Origin of the sequence: Candidatus Thermokryptus mobilis (assembly GCF_900070205.1) — a bacterium.
In the GTDB taxonomy this organism is placed as follows: Bacteria; Bacteroidota; Ignavibacteria; order Kryptoniales; family Kryptoniaceae; genus Kryptonium; species Kryptonium mobile.
Genome location: NZ_FAOO01000004.1, coordinates 21,734 through 43,523 on the forward strand (window position 1 = coordinate 21,734; position 21,790 = coordinate 43,523).

Consider the following 21,790-nt stretch of genomic DNA (forward strand, 5'->3'; position numbering starts at 1 on the left):
TTTCAATGCAAAGGTTAAGCGGTGTGAAAATACTTGCTTTTTTATTTATAGTTGGTGCCCTCGTGCTTGTGTATATATGGAATTCTTATGTTGTTGATAGGAAAGCAAGTGAGATTATAGCTCTTGAAAAGCAGATTGAAGCACTGAAAATTGAAAACATCATCCTTGAAGCTAGGTATGATAGGCTTGTCTCTGCGAATTATATAATCCCATTTGCAAGGCGAAAGCTTGGGCTTGTTTTTCCGAAAGAAAATCAAAAAGAGATCCAGGTGGATAGAGGTGAATTTTGAACCCAAAAATACCATTGGACGAGATTTTGTCGGTGTTTTCAGTTCAAGGTTAAGGTTTGCGTTCTATCTTTTATCTTTCGTGCTTTTGCTCTATGTTTTAAGATTGTTGGAGTTGCAAATTTTTAAGCATTCATATTTTTCCACCGCCTCAAGGAAACAGTATTTTACGGAAGTGATTTTACCAGCTAAGCGCGGTTTAATTTTGGACAAAGAGGGTAGAATTCTTGCGACAAATGTTAAGATGTATCAAATCGCTGTGGACCCGTATCATCTCAAAAAAATGAAGGCAAATTTAAAAGAGGTTGCTTGGAATCTCTCAAAAATTTTCGGCGGGGACTCAAGGTATTATCTTGACAAGTTAAAAGACACGAGCAAAAGGTATGTGGTGTTGGTAAAAGATGCGAGTCCTGTTTCGGTTGCGAAGTTTAGTTCTTTTCTGAATAGTTTGAGGTCCAAAACTGAAAGGTATATTTATCGCGGGATTATTAAGGTTGAAAGTTTTAGAAGGTTTTATCCTTACGAGGAAGTCGCTGGGCATATTATCGGTGCTGTTGGTTCAGAAGGTGAGGGGTTGATGGGGATAGAGTATGAGTTTGATGAAATTTTAAAAGGGCGAAACGGTTTAATTCGCTTAGCAAGGGATGGGCTTGGTGAGGTGAGGGCTTCTGGAGAGCTGGAAAAAATTGAACCGATGGATGGTTACAGTGTGAAATTAACGATTGATGTCGGATATCAAAGCATAGTTGAGGAAGAGCTCAAAAAGGCGGTAAACGAATTTGATGCTGATGGTGGAGTTGCTATTGTTGTTGACCCGTGGAGTGGGGATATACTTGCGCTTGCAAATTATCCGAGTTTTAATCCAAATCATTTTTGGTCCTTTGATCCGCAAAGCTATAAAAACAAGGCGATTTCAGATGCTTTTGAGCCAGGGTCAACTTTTAAAATTGTCCCAGCTTCAATTTTGTTGGAGGAGGACACGATGAAACTTTACAGGAAGGTTAATGTTGATGGCGGGAATAGCTTGATTCGGGGTGTGAGAGTTGTTGATCATAAACCTTATAATGTGTTAAGTTTCAGCGAGGTTTTGAAATATTCAAGCAATATCGGCATAGCGAAATTAAGCTTGGAAATAGATGGAGTGAAGTTGTACAGAAAGGCAAGGGATTTTGGTTTTGGGGCTTATACTGGGATCAGATTGCCTGGAGAGTCAAAGGGGGAATTGAAAACCCCAGATAAGTGGAGTCCTGCTTCAAAAATTTACATTTCTTTTGGATACGAGTTGAGAGCGACACCGCTTCAGATAGCTATGGCGTATGCAAGCATAGCAAACGGTGGGATTTTGATTCAGCCACGACTTATCAAAGAGGTTTTGGATTCAAAAGGTAAGGTGGTGAAGGAGTTTCCGATTATTCCGGTGAGAAGAGTTATTTCTGAGAGAACAGCGAAAATTTTAACACAAATTCTTGAAGATGTTGTAAATAGCGGGACGGGAATTCAAGCAAAGATTGATGGTTTAAGAATTGCTGGTAAAACTGGGACAGCTCAAATTTATGAGTCGGGATTTTACTCAAAATCGCGATATAGGGCTTCGTTTGTCGGTTTCTTCCCAGTGGAGAATCCGAAATTTGTTTGCTTTGTTATGCTTGAATCACCAAAGAAAAATTATGCGGGTGGAATAGTTGCTGCTCCTGTCTTTAAAAGAATAGCGGAACAGTTGATCAAACTTTCACCGGTTAATAATGAAAATTCATCAAAAACTTTCACCGATGTTTCCGATGAGAATTTTAAGAAGGTTAGTGAGGTTGATGTTGGGAATAAGATGCCAGATTTGAGGAATATGAGTGTCAGGTCAGCGATTGAAAAAATTTTGCCTTTGAATTTGGATGTCGCTATAGTTGGTTCTGGAATTGTTGTTGAGCAAATCCCAAAACCAGGTTCAGCGGTTTTTCCGGGAATGAGGTGCATCCTTTATTGTAGGGATGATTTAAAATTTAGCTTGCTTGAAAGATGAAACTCAATGAGCTTATAAAATATGTTAAGGTTAGAAAAGTCGTTGGTGATGAATTCGTTGAAGTAAAGGGTGTATCCTATGATTCGCGTGAGGTTAAAGAGGGTGATTTGTTTGTCGCTATAAAAGGTCTTAATGTTGACGGGCATAGGTTTATCCCAGAGGCGGTTCTTTCCGGAGCTGTTGCAGTTGTCCTTGAGAATGATGCTGTGATTGATGATTCTTATTTTGTTGAGAGGGGCGTGACGAAAATTGTTGTTCAGGATTCTCGCAAAGCGCTTGCTTTAATTTCCTCGGCTTTTTACGGCTTTCCATCCCAAAAGTTGAAATTGATAGGTGTGACTGGGACAAACGGGAAAACCACCACAACTCATCTAATAAAAGCGATACTTGAAAACGCCGGATTTGGCACTGGATTAATAGGGACGATAAATTATGTCGTCGGGGATGAGGTAATTCCAGCTATTCAAACGACGCCCGAGTCGCTTGAGATTAATGGGTTTCTTAAACACATGGTTGACAAGGGTCTTTCGGTTTGTGTGATGGAGGTATCTTCACATGCATTGGCGTTAGATAGGGTTTTTGGTCTTGATTTTGATGTTGGCGTTTTTACAAATATAACTCGTGACCATCTTGATTTCCACGGGACATTTGAAGCTTATTTCCAAGCGAAGAAAATTTTGTTTGATTCGTTAAAAGGGGATGCATGCGCTATTTACAATATAGATGACCCGAATGGTGAAAAAATAGTTGCTGACACGAAAGCGATGAAATTATCATACGGTAGAGATGAAAGGGCGGTGATCAAACCGAAAGATGTTATGTTAAGTTTTAATGGGATTGAACTTGTTATACAAACGCCAACAGGTGTAATTGATGTTAAGTCAAAATTAATCGGCGAGTTCAATGTTTATAACATTTTATCAGCGGTTGCGGTCGGATATGCACTTGGGGTTGATTTTGAAAATATAAAGAAGGGAATTGAAAGTGTTGAAAATGTTAAAGGGAGGTTTGAGAGGATAGTTTCTCCATTCGGGTATACTGTGATAATTGACTACGCTCACACACCCGATGCGCTTGAAAAGTGTATAAATGCGATTTTAAATCTGCGGGAGAAAACAGGTGGTGGGAAGTTGATAACTATATTTGGGTGTGGCGGGGATAGGGACAGAGGCAAGAGAGCTATAATGGGGAGGATTTCAACCGAAAAAAGCGATGTAACCGTTATAACTTCAGATAATCCAAGGTTTGAAGACCCTGAGAGAATTATCTCCGATATACTTGAGGGAGTTAAGGAGGATTCAGTTTATTATGTTTTCGTTGATAGGAAGGAGGCGATAATTAGGGCTTTGGAGATGGCTCAAGAAGGCGATATAGTTTTAATTGCTGGTAAAGGTCACGAAGAATATCAAATCATAAGGGATATGAAAATTCCATTTAGCGATGTTCAAGTCGTCAAAGAGTATTTTGAAATAAAATCCAAGGAAAAAGTTTGAGTTTAAGTTATGGACACATAGAGCGGATGGGTTTTACTGATGCGACAAATTTTGAGAAGCTCAAGAAAGTGAAGATTACAGGAGTTTCAACTGATACGAGAAAGTTAAGTAAAGGGGAGGTATTTTTTGCGATCAAGGGTGAGAGATTTGATGGGCATGATTTTGTTGATGTTGCTTTTAAAAAAGGGGCGGTTGCTTGTGTTGTTAATTCAAATTGGTTTGTTGAGAATAAAGCGAGATTTAAGGGCAAAGTTTTGGTTGCGGTTGAAGATACTGTTAAATCGCTTGGGCGTCTTGCGGGTGTTTATAGAGATGATTTTAGTTTGCCCGTAATTGCCGTCGCTGGAAGTAATGGGAAAACAACGACGAAGGAGATGATCGCCTCTGTTTTATCCCAAAAGTATAAAGTTTTAAAATCCGAAGGTAATTTGAACAATCAAATTGGTGTTCCTTTAACGCTTTTCAAATTGAAGAAGACACATCAAGTCGCAGTTATAGAGTTTGGGACGAATCATTTCGGTGAGATTTGGTATCTTTGCGAGGTCGCACGTCCCAATTATGGTTTAATTACGAACATCGGACGTGAGCATATTGAATTTTTTGAAGATGTTGAAGGTGTTGCAAGGGAAGAGCTCTCTTTATTTGATTATTTGCTTGAGGTAGATGGATTCGCCTTCGTTAACATTGACGATGAATTTATAAGGGAAGTTGGAAAAAGGTTTAATAATAAGATGACTTTTGGTTTTTCCAATGGGGCTGATGTTAAAGGTGAGATTTTAGATGTTGATGAACTTGCCAGGTTTAGTTTTAAGGTTAAGTTTGAAAATAGAGAGACGATTTTAAAACTTAAAGTCCCTGGCGAACATATCGTTTCAAGTGGGATTTGTGCTTTTGCTGTTGGTTTGAAGTTTGGCGTGCCTGTTTCATTGATGAAGAAGGCGCTTCAGTCGTATAAACCATTTTCAAAGAGAATGGAAGTTTTAAAAGTTAGAGGCATAACTATAATTAACGACACTTATAATGCGAACCCTGATTCTGTTATAATGGCGCTGAAAACACTTTCGCAAATGAAATGTTCAGGCAAGAAGATAGTTGTACTTGGTGATATGCTTGAGCTTGGTTCGTATAGTAGAACTGCTCATGAGGAAATAGGACGGAAGGTTGCGGAATTTGGAATTGATTACTTTTTCGCTTATGGTGAAGCGATGAGAGACGCTTATAAAGTCGCCTCTGATGTTTTAAAACATGCTATGCATTTTAGTGATAAGGATTTGCTTGTGTATCATATCTTTGAGGTGGCGGAAAAGGGTGATATTATTTTGGTTAAAGGTTCAAGAGGTATGATGATGGAGCAAGTTGTTGAGAAATTTATAAATAAAATCAGGAGCTAAATGCTTTATTATCTTTTTGACTGGCTAAATAAGAAGTATGCTCCGCCCGGGTTTGATGCTTTTAGGTTCATAACTTTTAGAAGTGGGCTTGCGGTTTTGACCTCGCTTATAATTTGTTTTTGGCTTGGTCCGAAGATAATTAATAAGTTGAGAGAGCTTCAAATCAAGGAGACGGTGAAAGAAAATGGACCCGAAAGGCATAAGGAAAAAGCTGGGACTCCAACGATGGGTGGGTTGATAATCCATCTTGGTATTCTCGTCCCTGTTCTGCTTTGGGGTGACTTAAAGAACATATATGTTTGGTTGGCGATACTTGTCACTGTTTGGCTTGGGATTGTTGGTTTTATTGATGATTATTTGAAAGTGGTGAAGAAACTACCTAAGGGTTTAATAGCAAGATATAAACTCATAGGACAGACAAGCATAGGTTTAATTGTTGGTGTTATACTTTACAATTCGCCTGAATTTGATGGGATTGAGACGCTTACGACCCTGCCATTCATAAAGAATTTGAACTGGGACTATCTTTATTGGTGGGTTTATATTCTCGTGATCGTTTTTATAATAACTGCGACATCAAATGCTGTTAATTTAACGGATGGTCTTGATGGTCTTGCGATTGGGACGGTTGGTATTTCGGCTTTGACATTGACAGTTATGGCATATGTATCAGGGCATATTGAATTTAGCAGGTATTTGAGCATAATTTATCTTCGTGGTTCGGGTGAGCTTGTGGTTTTTCTTTCGGCACTTGTTGGGGCATCGCTTGGTTTCCTTTGGTTTAATGCCTATCCGGCGCAGGTCTTTATGGGAGATACTGGCTCGCTTGCCCTTGGTGGAATAATTGGCGCTGTTTCTGTGATGATAAAAAAAGAGCTTTTGCTTCCTGTTTTCGGCGGTATTTTCGTCATTGAAACTTTGAGTGTTATAATACAACGGCTTTATTTCAAGTATACAAAGCGAAAGTATGGTCAAGGTCGCAGGGTTTTCAAAATGGCACCGCTTCATCATCACTTTGAACTTCTCGGCTGGGCTGAGCCAAAGATCGTCATAAGATTTTATATCGTTGCGATTATATTCGCAATTTTGAGTTTGGTCACATTTAAAATCAGGTGATTTTTATGATTGAGCGAGAGAAAAATATCAAAGAAAAAAAGGTAAGTGTAATTGGCGGAGCAAGGAGTGGTCTTGCTGTTGCAAAACTTTTGAAAAAACTCGGCGCTGATGTTTTCATAAGCGATATGAAAAAGATTGAGGAGATAAAATATGTGAGGTTTACAACCAGTGAGCTTGATTCGCTCGGTATAAAGTATGAATTCGGCGGACACAGTGATAGGGTTTTTGACTGTGATTTTATTGTTATAAGTCCGGGTGTTCCATCAAATGCTGATGTTATAGTTAAGGCGAAAAATATGGGAATTAAAGTGTTAAGCGAAATTGAAGTTGCTTCTTGGTTTTGCAAAGCTCCGATTGTAGCTGTCACCGGGACAAATGGGAAAACCACGACGACTAGTTTGATAGGGTTCATTTTTAGAAACGCTGGTTTTAGGACAATAGTTGCTGGAAATATCGGCTCGCCATTTTCGGATTTTGTCTTTGATGCGGATGAAAAGAGCGTCGTCGTGCTTGAGGTTAGCAGTTTTCAACTTGACCATATTGAGACATTCAAGCCAAGGGTTGCGGTTCTTTTGAATATAACGCCGGACCATCTTGACAGATATGCTTCTTTTGGGGACTATATACTCTCAAAGTTTAGGATTTTCAAAAATCAAAAGGGCGACGATTTCGCCGTTTACAATTACGATGATGAGATAGTTCAACCGTATGTTGAGAGTTTGAATCTTGTTAAAATGCCCTTTAGCGTCGTGGAGAGGTTACCTGTGGGGGCGTTCATTGATGAAGGTTATATTGTTTTAAAGTTTGAAAACAAAGAAAATAGAATCATCAAAATGGGAGAGCTTAAAATTAGGGGAATTCATAATGTCTACAATTCGCTTGCTGCAGCTCTTGCAGCGAGGGCGATGGAGGTTAAAGATGAGATAATAAGGGAGAGTTTAAAGGCCTTTGAGGGGGTTGCACATCGGCTTGAGTTTGTAAGGGAGATAAACGGTGTTAAGTTCATAAATGATTCAAAGGCGACGAATGTGAATTCGCTCTGGTATGCGCTTGAAAGTTTTGATGAGCCTATAATTCTGATCGCTGGCGGAAGGGACAAAGGAAACGATTATTCAAAAGTTTATGACCTGGTGAAAAGAAAAGTCAAGTTGATAGTTGCGATAGGTGAGTCAAAGGAGAAAATTTACAATGAGTTTAAAACACTCACCAGTGTCGTCAAGGCAAATTCCATGGAGGAGGCAGTTAAGATATCTTTTGAAAACGCAAGTCCAGGTGATGTTGTTCTTCTTTCGCCTGCCTGTGCGAGTTTTGATATGTTTGAGGATTATGAACATCGTGGAGAAGTTTTTAAAAAATTAGTGAATGAACTTTGATGCGATCACCTGAGCAAAATATTGATAGAATATTGCTCGGAAGCGTGATAATTTTGATAATAATTGGGATTTGGCTCGTTTTCTCAGCGACGATTTATCTTGCTGATTTAAAGTATAAGTCAGCTTTCTACTATCTTGAAAGACACATACTTCGCAGTGCGCTTGGTCTTCTTGTTATGATTTTGCTTATAGCTTTGCTTGATTATAGAAAACTGCGTGAATATGCGTTTTTAATCTTCGGTGTGGCCGTTATTTTGATGGTTTTGACTTTAATTTTTGGGGGCAAGAGGTGGCTTAAAATCGGTCCGCTTATACTTCAACCATCGGAGTTTGCGAAACTTGCTATGCTAATTTATCTTGCTCATCTTGTTGAAAAGAACCGTGAGAGGTTGGGCAGTTTTAAACTTGGGTTTTTACCTTTAATTTCTGTTGTTTTTCTCGTTTCTGCTCTGACGCTTGTACAGAAAAGTTTCACGATGTCGTTTTTGATTTTTATTTCTGGTTTGTTTTTAATTTATTTTGGCGGTGCGAGATTTAGGCATATTGCAATTGTTTTAATTGCAATGGTCCCGCTTGGGGTTTTTGCGGTTCTTCTTGAACCGTATAGAGTAAAAAGATTGCTTTCTTATTTTGGCGAGGGTATGCCGTATCAAACGATGCAATCTTTAATAGGGCTTGGCAATGGTGGTTTGTTTGGCGTTGGACCAGGGCACAGCAGACAAAGGGAGCTTTTTTTACCGCTTGCTTATAACGACTATATTTTTTCAATACTCGGTGAAGAGTATGGATTTATAGGTGCCCTTTTTGTCCTCTTTATATTTTTTGTGATTTTTTACCGTGGTTTTAAAATAGCGGAATCCGTTTATGATGACTTCGGCAAGCTTCTTGCAAGTGGGATTACATTTATGATTTTTTTGACGACACTTGTTCATATCGGCGTTGCCCTTGGTTTGCCAGCGACTGGAATCCCTTTGCCGTTTATAAGTTACGGTGGCAGTTCCATGATTGCGAATTGTATAGCTGTTGGAATTTTACTTAACATTTCAAAGCAAACTAAAACTTTAAAGCGATGAGGATAATGTTTGCTGGTGGAGGAACAGGTGGACATATTTTCCCCGGAATAGCGATTGCAGATGCAATTATGAAACTTGAACCGAAAGCGGAAATTTTATTTGTGGGAGCAAAGGGAAAAATTGAGGAAAGAGCTGTCCCGAAAGCAGGATATAAGTTCAAATCAGTTTGGATTTCTGGGTTTGTTCGCAGTTTTGATGTGAAAAATGTTTTGTTCCCTTTAAAACTTATAGTGAGTTTGGTTCAGTCGTTTATCTTGATAAGGAAATTTAAACCAAACGTTGTTGTTGGAACGGGTGGATATGTGAGTGGTCCGGTTGTTTTTGTTGCTTCGGTGCTTGGGATACCGACTTTGATTCAAGAGCAAAATAGTTACCCTGGTGTGACGACGAGGTTTTTAACTCATTTTGTGGATGAGGTTCATTTGAGTTTTGAATCAGCAAGAAAATATCTCAAAGGTAAAGCAAGAGTTTTTGTTTCGGGAAATCCAGTTCGTAGTAGTTTGAAAATTTATCCAAAGGAAGATGCGGTTAGATATTTTGGGCTTGATCCTAAAAGAAGAACATTGTTTGTTTTTGGAGGTAGTTCTGGTGCGAGGTCTATAAATGAAGCAATGCTTGAAATTTTAGATGAAATCCTTGAAAGAGGGATACAGGTTATATGGCAAACGGGAGCTTTTGATTATGAGAGAATTAAACTTGCATGTGGAGGGAAGGACGAGGTCAAGGTTTTTAAATTTATTGATGAGATTGATCGGGCTTATTCTGCGTGCGATCTTGTGCTTTGTAGGGCTGGGGCAACAACAATAGCAGAGATAACTTATTTTGGGGTGCCTGCAATTCTTGTCCCGTATCCATTTGCGACGGCGAATCATCAATTTGAAAATGCGAGGGTTCTTTTTGAATCGGGCGCAAGCGAACTTTTATTGGATACTGAATTGAAGATGAAGTTGAGGGAGAAAATTTTTAATTTGCTTAATGACGAGGAAAGATTGGAGAAAATGCGTCAAAAGGTCAGGGAGTTTGCTAACCCGGATGCTGGAGTTAGAATTGCGAAGTCAATTTTAAAATTAGCTGGGAGAGATGATGTTTAGAAGCGTGAAGAAAATACATTTCATTGGTATCGGTGGAATTGGAATGAGCGGTATCGCCGAGATTTTGCTTGATCAGGGTTTTGGTGTCACTGGTTCAGATAAACAACTTTCTGAGATAACGGAGCGACTTGAGAAGCTCGGGGCGAAAATTTATGAAGGGCACTCACCTGAACATATTGAGCCAGATGTTGATGTTGTGGTTTATTCGTCAGCAATTAAAATGGATAATCCTGAGGTTCAAGAAGCCATCAGGCGGAAGATTCCTTTGATAAGGAGGGCTGAGATGTTGGCTGAGTTGATGCGCCTTAAGTATGGGATTGGTATCGCTGGGACGCATGGGAAAACGACAACCACATCAATGGTTGGGCTTATTTTGATTGAGGGTGGTTTTGACCCGACTGTTATAGTCGGAGGTGTGTTAAGGGACCTTGGTGGAACTAACGCACGCCTTGGGCATGGCAATTTTATAGTTGTTGAAGCCGATGAATTTGATCGTTCTTTTCTTCAACTTACACCGACAATTGCTGTCATAACCACTCTTGAACCCGAACATCTGGATTGTTACGGAAGCGTTGAAGAATTGAAGAATGCTTTTATTGATTTTGCTAACAAAGTCCCATTTTATGGTTTCGTTGTTTTGTGCCTTGATGAGCCAATGATTCAAGACATAATACCGAAGATAAAGAAAAAGATCGTTACTTACGGTTTGAATGCTCAGGCAGATGTTCAAGCAATTGACCCGGAGTTCAGCGGTAGGAAAGCGTCATATACATTGATTTACAAAGGCAAAGATTACGGCAGAATAAATTTACAAGTTCCAGGGATTCATAACATCAAAAACTCACTTGCTGGGATTGCTGTTGGGATGGAACTTGGGATAGAGTTTGAAAAGATTAAAAAAGCGGTTGAGAGGTTCAGAGGTGTTTACAGGAGATTTGAAATAAGGGCGGAGGTGAATGGAATAATAGTTGTTGACGATTACGCACATCATCCGACAGAAATAAGGGCAGTTCTACAAGCAGCAAAGGATGGATGGAAGAGAAGAGTTGTTGCGGTTTTTCAGCCACATCTTTATTCACGCACGAAGGATTTTTATCTTGATTTCGGGCGTTCATTTTTCAATGCTGATGTGTGTGTATTAACGGATGTTTATCCAGCGCGGGAGGAGCCGATTGAGGGAGTGTCAGGTAAATTGATAGCGGATGCAGCGAGGGATTTCGGACATAAAGATGTCCATTATGTTCCTAACAAGATGAAGCTTGCTGATTATGTTTTGGGTCTTGTTAAATCAGGTGATATGGTGATTTTCATGGGCGCGGGTGATATAACGAAAATTTGTGGTGAATTTATAAAGAAACTTGAATCTCTCAGAAATGATTGACCTCGGGCAGATAAGAGAAATAGTCAGTGGTAAGATTTTGCTCAATGAACCGCTCGCAAAGTATACGACTTTTAAAATTGGTGGTCCAGCTGACATCTATGTTGAGCCGATGAACATCAATGAGCTTTTAAATCTTTTGAGATACCTTGACGATAGAGAGATTGATTTTGTGGTTCTCGGGAATGGAAGTAATGTTTTGATAAGTGATGATGGCTTCAGAGGCGCTGTGATAAATCTTGAAGCGGGGTTTAATTTTGTTAAGGAGGAAAGTGGATGTGTTGTAGCTGGTGCGGGCATCAAATTGGCGAGGTTCGTTGATTTCTGTGTGGAAAACGGTTTGCGCGGTGTTGAAATGCTTGCGGGAATTCCCGGAACCCTCGGCGGAGCGATAATAATGAACGCCGGCGCTTATTCAGGTGAAATATCGGATTATCTACTTGATGTTGAAGTGATAAGAAATATGAAACTTGTGCGACTTAAAAAAGAGGAGTGTGGTTTTGGCTATAGGACTTCAAATCTGACAAATGATATCGTCATCCAAGCGAGATTTAAGTTTCCCCCGGGGGATGTTGAGGAGATGAAAAAAATAAGGCGTGAGATTTTGTTGAAGAGGAATAAATCTCAGCCAGTTGATTTCCCGAACGCTGGAAGTATATTTAAGAATCCTCCCGGGGATTATGCTGGAAGATTGATTGAAAAAGCCGGGTTAAAGGGAATTTGTATCGGTGATGCTCAAATTTCCGAAAGGCATGCAAATTTCATAATCAATAAAGGTAACGCAAAAGCAATTGATGTCCTTGAGTTGATAAAACTTGCTCAAACAAAGGTTTACGAAAAGTTTGGGATAAAACTTGAACTTGAGGTTAGATTGATCGGTTTTAAAGAAAGTGAAATTGTAGAACTTTTATGAGGTTGAACGAAAGAGAAATAAAGCTTTGGCAATTTTTGGTGTTTGTGTTCTTTCTTTTGCCTTTAGTTTTAGGTGCGATAAATTGGCGAGATAAAAGAGTTGTGAACAAGATTATCGTAAAAGGAAACAAGGTGCTTTCATCGGAGAAAATCGTTAAGCTTGCTGGTGTTAAGCTTGGGGAGCGCATCGTTGAATTGAATCTTTCTGAGTTGAGAGGAAGAATTGAGAAACACAAGTTTATAAGGTTTGCAGATGTTTATACTAACTTGCCCGATGTGATTTTCATTGAAGTTGTTGAAAGAGAGCCGATAGCGATGTTTACGAGCAAAGGTAAAATTTATTTCGTTGATTTGGAAGGTGTTGTAATTCCAGCTGAAGAAGTTGGTCGGTTGTTTTCTGTGCCGTTTCTAGGTGAAATTGAAAGACCGGTTGCAAATGTTAATTTTGATTCAACAGGGTTGCGCAAATGTTTTGAACTGTTGAAAATAGCACTTGAGAAAAGAGCTTATGAATTGATTTCTGAGTTGAGGGTTAAAAATGGAGAGATTGTGCTATTAACTACTGATGGCGCTGTTCCTGTTTTTCTTGGGGACGATGAATTTGATAGAAAGTTTGTTTATTTGAGGGAATTTTGGAAGCAAGTTGTTTTGAAGAGAGGTTATCCGTCTTATATTGACCTTAGATATAGCGGTAGCATTTTTGCAAAGTTTGATTCAAAAAATTAAAATGATGTTTTATGTCACATATAATTGTTGGACTTGACATAGGGACGAGCAAAGTTTCAGCGCTTATAGCTTCGCTTGAGGGAAATGGCAATGTCAATATTCTCGGTTTGGGTAAAAGTCCATCGTCTGGACTTTTGCGCGGTAGCGTTGTTAATATTGAGACGACATCGCGGTCAATTCGCGAGGTTATTAGCCTTGTTGAGAATCAATCCGGGGAGAAGGTTCATAGCGTTATAGTTGGGATTGCTGGGAACGAGGTTCAGGGTTTTACGAGTAAGAGTATGATAACGACCCGTGCTCCAAATCATGAAATAAAAAAGGAAGATATCAAGCGTTTGATAGATGATGCCAAACAGGTTCGCTTGCCTTCAGATAGAGTTATCTTGCATGTTTTACCGCAGGAATTCATAGTTGACGGGATAGAGGGGATTAAGGACCCTGTCGGGATGACGGGGATTAAGGTTGAGGCGATAGTTCACATCGTGACGGCTCATATAACCCCAATTGATAACATACGAAGGAGCGTCAACCGAGCAGGTCTTGAAGTTGAATTAATTGCTTTTGAACCGCTTGCCTCATCTTATTCGGTTTTAAGCGAGGAAGAAAAGGAAATTGGCGTTGCTTTGATTGATATTGGAGCTGGAACTACGGATGTGGCTGTGTTTGAGGATGGAATAGTAAAATACACCGGCTCTTTGCCTATTGCTGGAAATCAGATAACAGACGATATAAGGAAAGCATTCGGTATCCAGAGGGACGAAGCAGAACGTTTAAAAATCACTGAGGGGTATGCGTATCAAAACTCAATAGTAGAAGACAAAAGGATAATCGTCCAGGGTTTGGGTGGGAGGAAACCACTTGAAATAAGCAGAAGTATATTGTGTAATGTAATTCAGCCGAGGGTGGAGGAGATATTTGAACTTCTTTACAAGGAACATTTAAAGAAATCAGGCTACATCAAGTCACTTTCCGCTGGGATTGTTCTTACTGGAGGGAGCGCTTTGTTGAAGGGTATAGTTGAGCTTGCGATGGATAAATTTGAGATGTCAGTTCGTATTGGAATACCGACGGGATTTTCTGGAGGTTTGGTTCAAGAGGTTCAAAACCCGATATATGCTACTGTTGCGGGTCTTGTTTTGTATAAAGTTGAGGAGATTAAAAAGGGGTATCTTTCGTCTGATGGTGGGTTTAGGGAACCGTTGAAAAGAATATGGGAATTTCTGAAGTCAATCTTTCGGTAAAAATAAAAATTATCAGGGAGGTTTATATGATAACATTGGCTGATTCATCGGAAAGAGCTGAGTCAACATTAGCCAAGATAAAAGTTGTAGGTGTTGGCGGTTGCGGTTGCAATTCTGTTAAGATGATGGCTTTAAAAGGTGTGCCGTTAAATGTTGAACTTATCGCTGTGAACACGGATGCTCAATCCCTTGACGGAATTGATAGCGAGCTCGGAATAAAAAAGATTTATGTCGGGAGTAAAAAGCTTGGTGCTGGAGCTAAACCTGAAATCGGACAAAAAGTTGTTGAGGAGGCAAGCGCGAGGATTGAAGAGGTTCTCTCCGGGGCGGACCTTGTGTTTGTAACCGCTGGGCTTGGCAAAGGTACCGGGACAGGAGGTGCACCTGTTGTAGCTAATATCGCAAAGTCACTTGGGGCTTTGGTCATTGCGGTTGTTTTCACCCCGTTTAGAAATCAAGGTAAAAGAGCACTTCAGATCGCTGAAGAAGGGCTTAAAAATCTCAAAGAGGTTTCTGATACCGTCATAGCCATAAGTAATGAAAAATTGCTCAACAGTGTTGGCAAACAAGATATTCAAGAGGCATTTGATTTCGGGAATGAAGTGCTTTACAATGCTGTCAAAGGCATAACCGACATAATAAGTAAACCTGGGCTTGTAAATGTTGATTTCATGGATATCAAAACAGTGATGAGTGACACTGGGAATGCCTTGCTTGGAACTGGAATTGCAAGGGGTGAGCACAGGGCAATTGAAGCAACGCAAAAAGCAATTTCTCACCCGCTTGTTGAAGGTGTGTCAATTGACGGAGCTAAAAATGTTCTAATTAACATTGTCGCAGGCAAGCTAAGTTTGACTGAAGTGGACGAGGCAATTAAAGTGATCACTGATAGAACAGGCGATGATATAAACTTAATTTATGGCGTTGTTAAAGACGAAACAATGGGCGATGATTTTATGGTCACAGTTATAGCAACTGGGATGGATACCGTTAGCGTTTCGCCCAAAAAAACTCCATTAGCGCCAAGAAGGGTGACCCCCGTTTATGATATTGACGATGAAAGAATAGATTACAAAGAGACAGAAATTAAAAGACCGGCATACTTGCGCAAAGGGATAATGATTGAAAGTAAGGGAGAAGCCAGTGATCTTGATAATAGAAAGACACCGGAAGCAAAACCACCATTTTTGAGAAATGTAATGGATTGAGATGAAATATTAAAAGGGATAAAGTTATGAAATTTACAATTGAGGAAATCAAAGATAGATTAAAGCGTTTAGAAGGTTGGGCTTACGATGAGCAAGGTGATAGGATTTGGCGTGAGTTTAAGTTTAAAAATTTTCGTGAGGCGATGGCGTTTGTTTTAAAAGTGGCGTTTGAGTCGGAGAAAGTTGATCATCATCCTGACATTTTAATTGAATATAATCGGGTTAAAATTTATTTGCGGACTCATAGTTTGAACGGTGTGACAGAGAAAGATTTCAATCTTGCTGAAAAAATTGAGGGGATTTTTGGGGCGGGTTGATAAATCCCTTGATTTTTTTTAAATTTAGGGGAATACTTGAAAACAAACTTTGTGAAGCTTGATGAAGGCACTTATTGCAAGCGGGGGAAGGGGAACCCGTCTTAGACCTTTAACCCACACTCAGAATAAACATTTAATACCGATAGCTAACAAACCAATGCTTCATTATGCGATTGAGACAGTGGCTGAAGCGGGTATAAAGGAGATTGGTATAGTTCATAATGCGGATAGCGATGAGGTCCCAAAAGCCATAGGTGATGGGAGTCGTTGGGGAGTCAAGATAACTTACATACCTCAGGAAGCACCACTTGGGCTTGCGCATGTTGTTTTGATAGCTGAAGATTTCATCGGGGATGATAAATTCGTTTTTTATCTTGGGGATAATATGTTCGTTGGTGGAATAAAAAAGTTTGTTGAGGAGTTTGAAAAAAATCATTACAATTGTTTTTTAACCCTCGCAAAGGTGAAAGACCCACAGAGGTTTGGTGTTCCTGAAATAGTTGATGGTAAAATTGTCAGAATTGAAGAGAAACCGAAAACTCCGAAAAGTAATTTTGCGGTTGCTGGAATTTATTTTTACGACAGTTCAATTTTTGAAGCCGTTAAAAATATAAAACCAAGTTGGCGTGGTGAACTTGAAATATCAGATGCGCATACATACTTGATTGAGAAAGGTTATAAAGTCGGCTACGCAGAGATAACCGGTTGGTGGAAGGATACAGGAAAACCCGAGGATTTGCTTGAAGCGAATCGCCTTGTTTTAGATTCTCTTGAAGCCAGGATTGAGGAAAATGTTGAAGTTGATCAAAGCACGAAAATTGAAGGAAAAGTTATACTTGAGAGGGGTGCAAAGGTTAAAAACAGCATAATCCGAGGTCCAGCTATCATTGGGAAAAGTTGTATAATTGAGGGAAGTTATATCGGTCCTTATACCTCTATTGATGAGGGCAGTTTCGTTCTTAACAGTGAAATTGAATATAGCATAGTGATGAAGAATTGCAAAATTTTGAATGTGGGAATAAGAATTGAGAGTAGTTTGCTTGGTAATGATGTTGAGATAGTTGAGGCGGTTGGGAAGCCCAGAGTTCATAAATTTATGATCGGCGATCAATCAAGAATAGAGATAGCGTGGTGATATGGGAAAAGAGGAGTTTTTGAAGAAGAGAGCGATGGAATTTTACAAATTAGCCCGAAGAAATTTTGAAGATGGTTTTTATAATATCAGCGCTTTTGAAATTGAACAAGCATGCCAACTTTATCTTAAATATATCCTTTTCAAGAAAGCTGGTGATTATCCGAAAGTCCATTTTTTGACGATATTGCTTGAGGAATTACACAAAGCGATCGGCGATATCAGAATAAAGGAATTTTTGAAAGAGAATACCCTTGCATTTCAAAGTATGGAAAGTGCTTATCTCTCGTTAAGGTATCTTGGTAAGGAATACAATCGTGATGAAGTTGAATCGCTTTTGGATTTCGCCGATAAACTAGTGAAATTTTTGGGGGAAGTGGCAAATGAAAAGCTTTTATGAAATAGTCCTTGAGGAAGCACGGGAGAGGAAAGAATATCTTGAGAATTATTTGATATATGCGCGCGAGATTAAAGAAAGAGCAAAAAAATTGCTTGGAGATGTAAAGGTTTTCGTTTTCGGCTCTGTTGTCAGCGAAGATTACAACCCTATGAGCGACATTGACATTTTGATAATCTCGGATAGTGTCCCTGATGGAGCGATTGAACAGGCGAAAATAAAGGTTTTGCTTACAGAGGGCTTCAAGCCAGGCGTTTTTCAAATTCATCTGGCAAAACCGGATGAATATGAAAACTGGTATAAAAATTTCGTCAAATGTAAAGTTGAAATTTAAAAGTAATTGGAGGGAGAAATGTATCAAAACATTTTATTTGAGGTCAAAGACAAAATCGCTTATGTTACAATTAACAGACCTGAGAAATTAAACGCCTTAAATTTCCAGACGATGTCCGAGTTAAGGGATGTTTTTATAAGGATTAAAAATGATGATGACATTTACGCAGTCATCATTACTGGTGCTGGGGAAAAAGCCTTTGTTGCTGGTGCAGATATTTCTGAACTTAACAAACTTGATGCTGTCACCGGTCGTGAATTCGCAGAGCGTGGGCAGGAAATTTTCAACTTAATTGAAAACCTTGGAAAACCAGTCATCGCTGCTGTGAATGGATACGCTTTGGGAGGTGGGAGTGAACTTGCTTGGGCTTGTCATTTTAGAATTGCAGCAGAAAACGCGGTTTTCGGTCAACCCGAAATTGACCTCGGGATAATCCCCGGATATGGTGGGACACAACGACTGACACGACTCGCTGGTAAGACGAAAGCGATGGAACTCATCCTGACGGGTAGAAGATTTACAGCAAAAGAAGCTTATGAAATGGGGGTCGTAAATAAAGTCGTCCCTCTATCAGAGCTTATGAAGGAGGCGGAAGAACTCGCAAAGGCGCTTGCATCAAAACCGCAAATCGCGGTTCGTATGGCGATCAAAGCTGTTAATATGGCTTATGAAACAACTTTAACAGATGGGTTACATCTTGAAGCAACACTCTTCGCTATATGCTGTGGAACGGAGGACTTTAAAGAGGGAACATCTGCATTCCTTGAAAAAAGAAAGCCCGTCTTCAAGAATAAATGAAAAAAATCATTGACCTGAATGGAGAATGGGAGTTTAAGGTCTGTTCTGAAAGTTTTATTCCAGATGAATTAAAACGAAAACTTTTTAACTGGCAAGTCGCATTTGTCCCAGGAGTTGTGCACCTTGACCTTTTAAGGAGTGGTTTAATCCCCGATCCATTTTTTGAAACAAATGAAAATCTCGTTCAATGGGTTGATAAAGTTGATTGGGTTTACAGGAAAAGATTTATCGTTGATTTTGATTTCTCTGACTTTCATTCAGTAAAGCTTACCTTTGAAGGGCTTGACACAGTTGGAACTGTTAAGTTGAATGGCTTGGAAATTGGCTCGTTTGAAAATATGTTCATTTCGTATTCTTTTGATGTAAAGGGAAATTTAAACCAAGGGGAGAACGAAGTTGAGGTTGTTTTTAAAGCGCCAACTTTTGTCGCGAAAGAGCTTGAAAATAAATATGGGAAGTTGCTAGTTGAACTTGCTTCCCACAGGGTTTATCTAAGAAAGGCACAGTATTCATTTGGCTGGGATTGGGGACCGATATTAACAACATCCGGGATTTGGAAGCCGGTTTATATTGAATTTTTGAAGTTTGCAAGGATAAAGAATGTTTGGTTCAAAACCGTTTCAATATCAAGTTCAAAGGCTGATATTTTTACAGAGATTGAGATTGAAAAATTTACCGATGATGATATTGATTTAGTTCTTACGGTTTTGTCCGAAGGCGAAAAAATTTATGAGAGAAAATTTGTTCAGAAAGGAGGGGATAGGGTAAGGGGACATAGATTTGAAATTTATGAGCCGAGATTATGGTTTCCAAGTGGTTATGGGGAGCAGGCACTTTATAACGCGGTCGTTGAAATTTTTAAAGGTGGAGAGTTGATTGATAGAGTGGAGAAAAAGTTTGGGATAAGAACGGTTCGCTTGATTCAGGAAAAAGATGAGGACGGTGAAAGTTTTATATTTGAGGTAAACGGAGAGAAAATCTTCTGCAAAGGGGCAAATTGGATTCCGGCGGATAGTTTCTTGCCAAGAGTTAGAAAAGATGATTATGATAAACTACTTGAGATGGCAAAGGAAGCAAACCTAAACATGCTTAGGGTTTGGGGTGGCGGGATTTATGAAGATGACTACTTTTATGAAAAGTGTGATGAACTTGGCATAATGATATGGCAGGATTTTATGTTTGCGTGTGCAAGTTATCCTGAATTTCAAGAGTTCATTGAAAATGTCAAAAATGAAGCAATACAAGTCGTCAAGCGCTTGAGGAATCACCCGTCAATAGTAATTTGGTGCGGGAACAATGAAAACGAGTGGATATGGGTTGATAAAACCGGGAAATCTCCAGATGAAATGCCAGGGGCAAGTATTTTTAACGAGATTTTACCATCCGTTTGCGATTCATACGATGGAACAAGACCTTATTGGCGAAGCTCACCCTGGGGGAAGAATTACCCAAATTCTGAGACCGATGGGAATCATCATCAATGGAAGGTTTGGAGCGGTTGGCTTGATTATAAAAATTATGAATTTGTCAAGGCAAGATTTATAACCGAGTTTGGTTTTCAAAGCCCGCCCCATGTGAAGACTTTAAATGAAGTTATAAAGCCGGAGAATAGAGATTTTAATTCACCCTCAATCCACCATCGCAATAAACAAGTTGAAGGTATTGAACGACTTTTCAGATTTTTAATTGCTCATCATAAAGTTGTTTCTGATTTTGAAGAGCTAATTTATAGGATGCAGTTAAACCAGGCGGAAGCGATAAAATTTGCTGTTGAAAATTGGCGGGTAAGAAAATTTAAAACTTCGGGGACAATTTTCTGGCAGTGGAACGATCCTTGGCCTGTGATAAGTTGGTCAGCAATTGATTATAAGAGGAGACCGAAAGCGTTGTATTTCTTCGCAAAAAAATTTTTCAGCCCAGTTCTGTTAGTGATTAAAAAAGTTGAGGATAGAGCGCAAATTTTTATCGTTAATGATTTGCTGAACCCTATCTCGTGTGGGGTTATAATCAAGACGATGACGACGAGAGGGGAGGTGAAATTTTTTAGTAAGTTTAATGCCAGCGTTAGGGGAAACGATGTCGCTTTGGCTTTAGATGTCCCTTTAAGTGAATTAAAGGTTGAAGATTTTAAAACGGATTATATCTATGCAAAGCTTGAAGTGGACGGCTCGGTCATAGCTGAAAATTCACTTTATTTGACCGAGCCGAAGTTTCTAAAACTTAAAAATCCTGGTTTGAGGTATAAACTCATTAAATCAGACGAGGAAACGCTCACATTAAGAATTACATCAAGCGGTCTTGCGAAATCCGTTTTCATAAACTTTGAAAACGGTGATGACATTTGGCTTAGCGATAACTTTTTTGATGTTCACCCATCCGCGACGGTTGAGATCAAAGTTAAATCAAATAAAAGTGTCGCCGAGTTGTTGAGGTCTCTTCGGATAAAGTATTTGACCTAAAATTTAATTTACAAAGCCAAACGAGCTTGGGATTACTCCAACTTGAAATTTTTTTATGAACTTACCGCTTAAATCGTAGACATAAACTTCACCTTTCCGGACATAATCTTTTGCATCGGCGCAATATAAAAGTTTGTTCAAGATATCAATCCCAAGGGAATAGAAATTTCCTTCTATGAAGTTTTCTTGAATTTCTTTCGTTGAAAGGTTTATCCTTGCGATATTTCCGTCTTTTATCGTATAAGCAAAGCCCTCTAAAATGACGAGTCGTGAGGGATGACCACCAACTATTATTGAATCAACGATGTTGTCAGTTGTGATGTCAATAGCGAACATTTTCCCGTATGTATCATCATCTGGGTTTTGCCAGTCACCGTATGAACCATAACATAAAACCCACAGGCGATTTTTGCTTTCCTCTAATGCGAAAGCATCAGGACCATCGTGAAGTTTAATTTCTTTTATGACTTTATCGGTTTGGGGATTTATCACTGAAACTCGGTTATCGTAACCGAAGCCAGAGTTAGCGACATAAATTTTACCATTTATGGAGAAAATCCCCGTCGGATTGTTTCCGACTTTCAAAGTGTCAATTAAAACCGAACCAGTGTTAACATCTATCACAGTGACGGCATTTCTATATAAGTTCGTTACATATCCCTTTGTCCCCCAAATTGCAATTTTATATGGGCTTGCGTTTGGAGTTAATATGGTCCTTAGCCATTTATGTGTAATTGGTTCTATGACTTCAATTTTATCAGAGTTATTCACAACGATGTAAACTCTATTTCCTGCTATAACGATGTCATTTCCTGTATCCCCAAGGTTTCTACCGTTGACCTGATAAAAAACATCTTCGTATACAAGATTTGAATCCGGGATGTAATAGCTTAGTGTTGAATTGTTGCGTCCGAAATTCCCCTCATTTAGAATATATACACCTTTTAGCTTCGGTGTTTCTGAAGTCAATGGTTCACTTTTTTTGCAGCTGTTCAGACTTAAAAGCAAAATGATTGAGAGCACGAGAAACGATTTTAGAGGCTTCATTTC

General features: G+C 39.3%; 20 protein-coding genes. 19 read left to right on the plus strand and 1 reads right to left on the minus strand.

Annotation, left to right across the window (positions count from 1 at the left end; genetic code table 11):
• Positions 1-5 precede the first annotated feature (5 nt).
• The 19 genes from FKZ43_RS03285 (at position 6) to FKZ43_RS03375 (ending at position 20,740) form a co-directional block, all read left to right on the plus strand.
• Positions 6-290 carry an FtsB family cell division protein gene (locus FKZ43_RS03285; protein WP_140944458.1) on the plus strand — a complete coding sequence of 95 codons (285 nt, stop codon included), beginning with the start codon at positions 6-8 and terminating at the stop codon, positions 288-290.
• On the plus strand, positions 280-2,301 hold the full coding sequence (locus FKZ43_RS03290) for a penicillin-binding transpeptidase domain-containing protein (protein WP_181180234.1): 2,022 nt from the start codon (positions 280-282) through the stop codon (positions 2,299-2,301). The genes FKZ43_RS03285 and FKZ43_RS03290 overlap by 11 nt, the downstream gene beginning before the upstream one ends.
• A complete protein-coding gene (locus FKZ43_RS03295; RefSeq protein WP_140944460.1) occupies positions 2,298-3,794 on the plus strand; it encodes a UDP-N-acetylmuramoyl-L-alanyl-D-glutamate--2,6-diaminopimelate ligase in 1,497 nt (498 codons plus the stop codon). The genes FKZ43_RS03290 and FKZ43_RS03295 overlap by 4 nt, the downstream gene beginning before the upstream one ends.
• A gap of 26 nt (positions 3,795-3,820) precedes the next feature.
• The gene (locus FKZ43_RS03300) at positions 3,821-5,185 is read left to right on the plus strand and encodes a UDP-N-acetylmuramoyl-tripeptide--D-alanyl-D-alanine ligase (protein ID WP_140944461.1); all 1,365 of its coding nucleotides are present in this window, start codon (positions 3,821-3,823) and stop codon (positions 5,183-5,185) included.
• On the plus strand, positions 5,186-6,301 hold the full coding sequence (gene mraY / locus FKZ43_RS03305) for a phospho-N-acetylmuramoyl-pentapeptide-transferase (protein WP_140944462.1): 1,116 nt from the start codon (positions 5,186-5,188) through the stop codon (positions 6,299-6,301).
• A 5-nt stretch (positions 6,302-6,306) separates the two neighbouring features.
• Positions 6,307-7,674 (plus strand): UDP-N-acetylmuramoyl-L-alanine--D-glutamate ligase, encoded by a 1,368-nt coding sequence (murD, locus tag FKZ43_RS03310; RefSeq protein ID WP_140944463.1) that lies wholly within the window; start codon positions 6,307-6,309, stop codon positions 7,672-7,674.
• Positions 7,674-8,747, plus strand: coding sequence for an FtsW/RodA/SpoVE family cell cycle protein (locus FKZ43_RS03315; protein ID WP_140944464.1), 1,074 nt, complete (start codon positions 7,674-7,676; stop codon positions 8,745-8,747). Before murD ends, FKZ43_RS03315 begins: the two co-directional genes overlap by 1 nt.
• Positions 8,744-9,838, plus strand: coding sequence for an undecaprenyldiphospho-muramoylpentapeptide beta-N-acetylglucosaminyltransferase (gene murG / locus FKZ43_RS03320; RefSeq protein ID WP_140944465.1), 1,095 nt, complete (start codon positions 8,744-8,746; stop codon positions 9,836-9,838). Before FKZ43_RS03315 ends, murG begins: the two co-directional genes overlap by 4 nt.
• Positions 9,831-11,219, plus strand: coding sequence for a UDP-N-acetylmuramate--L-alanine ligase (murC, locus tag FKZ43_RS03325; protein WP_140944466.1), 1,389 nt, complete (start codon positions 9,831-9,833; stop codon positions 11,217-11,219). Before murG ends, murC begins: the two co-directional genes overlap by 8 nt.
• Positions 11,212-12,129, plus strand: coding sequence for a UDP-N-acetylmuramate dehydrogenase (gene murB / locus FKZ43_RS03330; RefSeq protein ID WP_140944467.1), 918 nt, complete (start codon positions 11,212-11,214; stop codon positions 12,127-12,129). The genes murC and murB overlap by 8 nt, the downstream gene beginning before the upstream one ends.
• On the plus strand, positions 12,126-12,854 hold the full coding sequence (locus FKZ43_RS03335; protein ID WP_140944468.1) for a cell division protein FtsQ/DivIB: 729 nt from the start codon (positions 12,126-12,128) through the stop codon (positions 12,852-12,854). The genes murB and FKZ43_RS03335 overlap by 4 nt, the downstream gene beginning before the upstream one ends.
• 11 nt (positions 12,855-12,865) lie before the next feature.
• Positions 12,866-14,095 carry a cell division protein FtsA gene (ftsA, locus tag FKZ43_RS03340; protein ID WP_140944469.1) on the plus strand — a complete coding sequence of 410 codons (1,230 nt, stop codon included), beginning with the start codon at positions 12,866-12,868 and terminating at the stop codon, positions 14,093-14,095.
• Positions 14,065-15,303: a cell division protein FtsZ gene (ftsZ, locus tag FKZ43_RS03345; RefSeq protein WP_140944470.1), complete on the plus strand. Its 1,239-nt coding sequence runs from the start codon at positions 14,065-14,067 to the stop codon at positions 15,301-15,303. Before ftsA ends, ftsZ begins: the two co-directional genes overlap by 31 nt.
• A 26-nt stretch (positions 15,304-15,329) precedes the next feature.
• Positions 15,330-15,620 carry a 4a-hydroxytetrahydrobiopterin dehydratase gene (locus FKZ43_RS03350; RefSeq protein ID WP_140944471.1) on the plus strand — a complete coding sequence of 97 codons (291 nt, stop codon included), beginning with the start codon at positions 15,330-15,332 and terminating at the stop codon, positions 15,618-15,620.
• Between the two features lie 61 nt (positions 15,621-15,681).
• On the plus strand, positions 15,682-16,755 hold the full coding sequence (locus FKZ43_RS03355; RefSeq protein ID WP_140944472.1) for a glucose-1-phosphate thymidylyltransferase: 1,074 nt from the start codon (positions 15,682-15,684) through the stop codon (positions 16,753-16,755).
• A 1-nt stretch (position 16,756) separates the two neighbouring features.
• The gene (locus FKZ43_RS03360) at positions 16,757-17,152 is read left to right on the plus strand and encodes a HEPN domain-containing protein (RefSeq protein ID WP_140944473.1); all 396 of its coding nucleotides are present in this window, start codon (positions 16,757-16,759) and stop codon (positions 17,150-17,152) included.
• Positions 17,136-17,483, plus strand: a complete 348-nt coding sequence (locus FKZ43_RS03365) for a nucleotidyltransferase domain-containing protein (RefSeq protein WP_140944474.1) — start codon at positions 17,136-17,138, stop codon at positions 17,481-17,483. Before FKZ43_RS03360 ends, FKZ43_RS03365 begins: the two co-directional genes overlap by 17 nt.
• Before the next feature lie 18 nt (positions 17,484-17,501).
• Complete coding sequence (locus tag FKZ43_RS03370; protein WP_140944475.1) at positions 17,502-18,281, plus strand: enoyl-CoA hydratase/isomerase family protein; 780 nt, start codon at positions 17,502-17,504, stop codon at positions 18,279-18,281.
• Positions 18,278-20,740: a beta-mannosidase gene (locus tag FKZ43_RS03375; protein WP_140944476.1), complete on the plus strand. Its 2,463-nt coding sequence runs from the start codon at positions 18,278-18,280 to the stop codon at positions 20,738-20,740. Before FKZ43_RS03370 ends, FKZ43_RS03375 begins: the two co-directional genes overlap by 4 nt.
• A gap of 3 nt (positions 20,741-20,743) precedes the next feature.
• Here FKZ43_RS03375 and FKZ43_RS03380 read toward each other — a convergent pair whose 3' ends face one another.
• On the minus strand, positions 20,744-21,787 hold the full coding sequence (locus tag FKZ43_RS03380; protein WP_140944477.1) for a YncE family protein: 1,044 nt from the start codon (positions 21,785-21,787) through the stop codon (positions 20,744-20,746).
• Positions 21,788-21,790 lie beyond the last annotated feature (3 nt).

Excerpts from the sequence above, each read along its gene's own strand:
- FKZ43_RS03285 (WP_140944458.1), top strand. The coding sequence starts at position 6 with ATGCAAAGGTTAAGCGGTGTGAAAATACTTGCTTTTTTATTTATAGTT.
- FKZ43_RS03295 (WP_140944460.1), top strand. The coding sequence starts at position 2,298 with ATGAAACTCAATGAGCTTATAAAATATGTTAAGGTTAGAAAAGTCGTT.
- FKZ43_RS03300 (WP_140944461.1), top strand. The coding sequence starts at position 3,821 with ATGGGTTTTACTGATGCGACAAATTTTGAGAAGCTCAAGAAAGTGAAG.
- mraY (WP_140944462.1), top strand. The coding sequence starts at position 5,186 with ATGCTTTATTATCTTTTTGACTGGCTAAATAAGAAGTATGCTCCGCCC.
- murD (WP_140944463.1), top strand. The coding sequence starts at position 6,307 with ATGATTGAGCGAGAGAAAAATATCAAAGAAAAAAAGGTAAGTGTAATT.
- FKZ43_RS03315 (WP_140944464.1), top strand. The coding sequence starts at position 7,674 with ATGCGATCACCTGAGCAAAATATTGATAGAATATTGCTCGGAAGCGTG.
- murG (WP_140944465.1), top strand. The coding sequence starts at position 8,744 with ATGAGGATAATGTTTGCTGGTGGAGGAACAGGTGGACATATTTTCCCC.
- murC (WP_140944466.1), top strand. The coding sequence starts at position 9,831 with ATGTTTAGAAGCGTGAAGAAAATACATTTCATTGGTATCGGTGGAATT.
- murB (WP_140944467.1), top strand. The coding sequence starts at position 11,212 with ATGATTGACCTCGGGCAGATAAGAGAAATAGTCAGTGGTAAGATTTTG.
- FKZ43_RS03335 (WP_140944468.1), top strand. The coding sequence starts at position 12,126 with ATGAGGTTGAACGAAAGAGAAATAAAGCTTTGGCAATTTTTGGTGTTT.
- ftsA (WP_140944469.1), top strand. The coding sequence starts at position 12,866 with ATGTCACATATAATTGTTGGACTTGACATAGGGACGAGCAAAGTTTCA.
- ftsZ (WP_140944470.1), top strand. The coding sequence starts at position 14,065 with ATGGGAATTTCTGAAGTCAATCTTTCGGTAAAAATAAAAATTATCAGG.
- FKZ43_RS03350 (WP_140944471.1), top strand. The coding sequence starts at position 15,330 with ATGAAATTTACAATTGAGGAAATCAAAGATAGATTAAAGCGTTTAGAA.
- FKZ43_RS03355 (WP_140944472.1), top strand. The coding sequence starts at position 15,682 with ATGAAGGCACTTATTGCAAGCGGGGGAAGGGGAACCCGTCTTAGACCT.
- FKZ43_RS03360 (WP_140944473.1), top strand. The coding sequence starts at position 16,757 with ATGGGAAAAGAGGAGTTTTTGAAGAAGAGAGCGATGGAATTTTACAAA.
- FKZ43_RS03365 (WP_140944474.1), top strand. The coding sequence starts at position 17,136 with ATGAAAAGCTTTTATGAAATAGTCCTTGAGGAAGCACGGGAGAGGAAA.
- FKZ43_RS03370 (WP_140944475.1), top strand. The coding sequence starts at position 17,502 with ATGTATCAAAACATTTTATTTGAGGTCAAAGACAAAATCGCTTATGTT.
- FKZ43_RS03375 (WP_140944476.1), top strand. The coding sequence starts at position 18,278 with ATGAAAAAAATCATTGACCTGAATGGAGAATGGGAGTTTAAGGTCTGT.
- FKZ43_RS03380 (WP_140944477.1), bottom strand. The coding sequence starts at position 21,787 with ATGAAGCCTCTAAAATCGTTTCTCGTGCTCTCAATCATTTTGCTTTTA.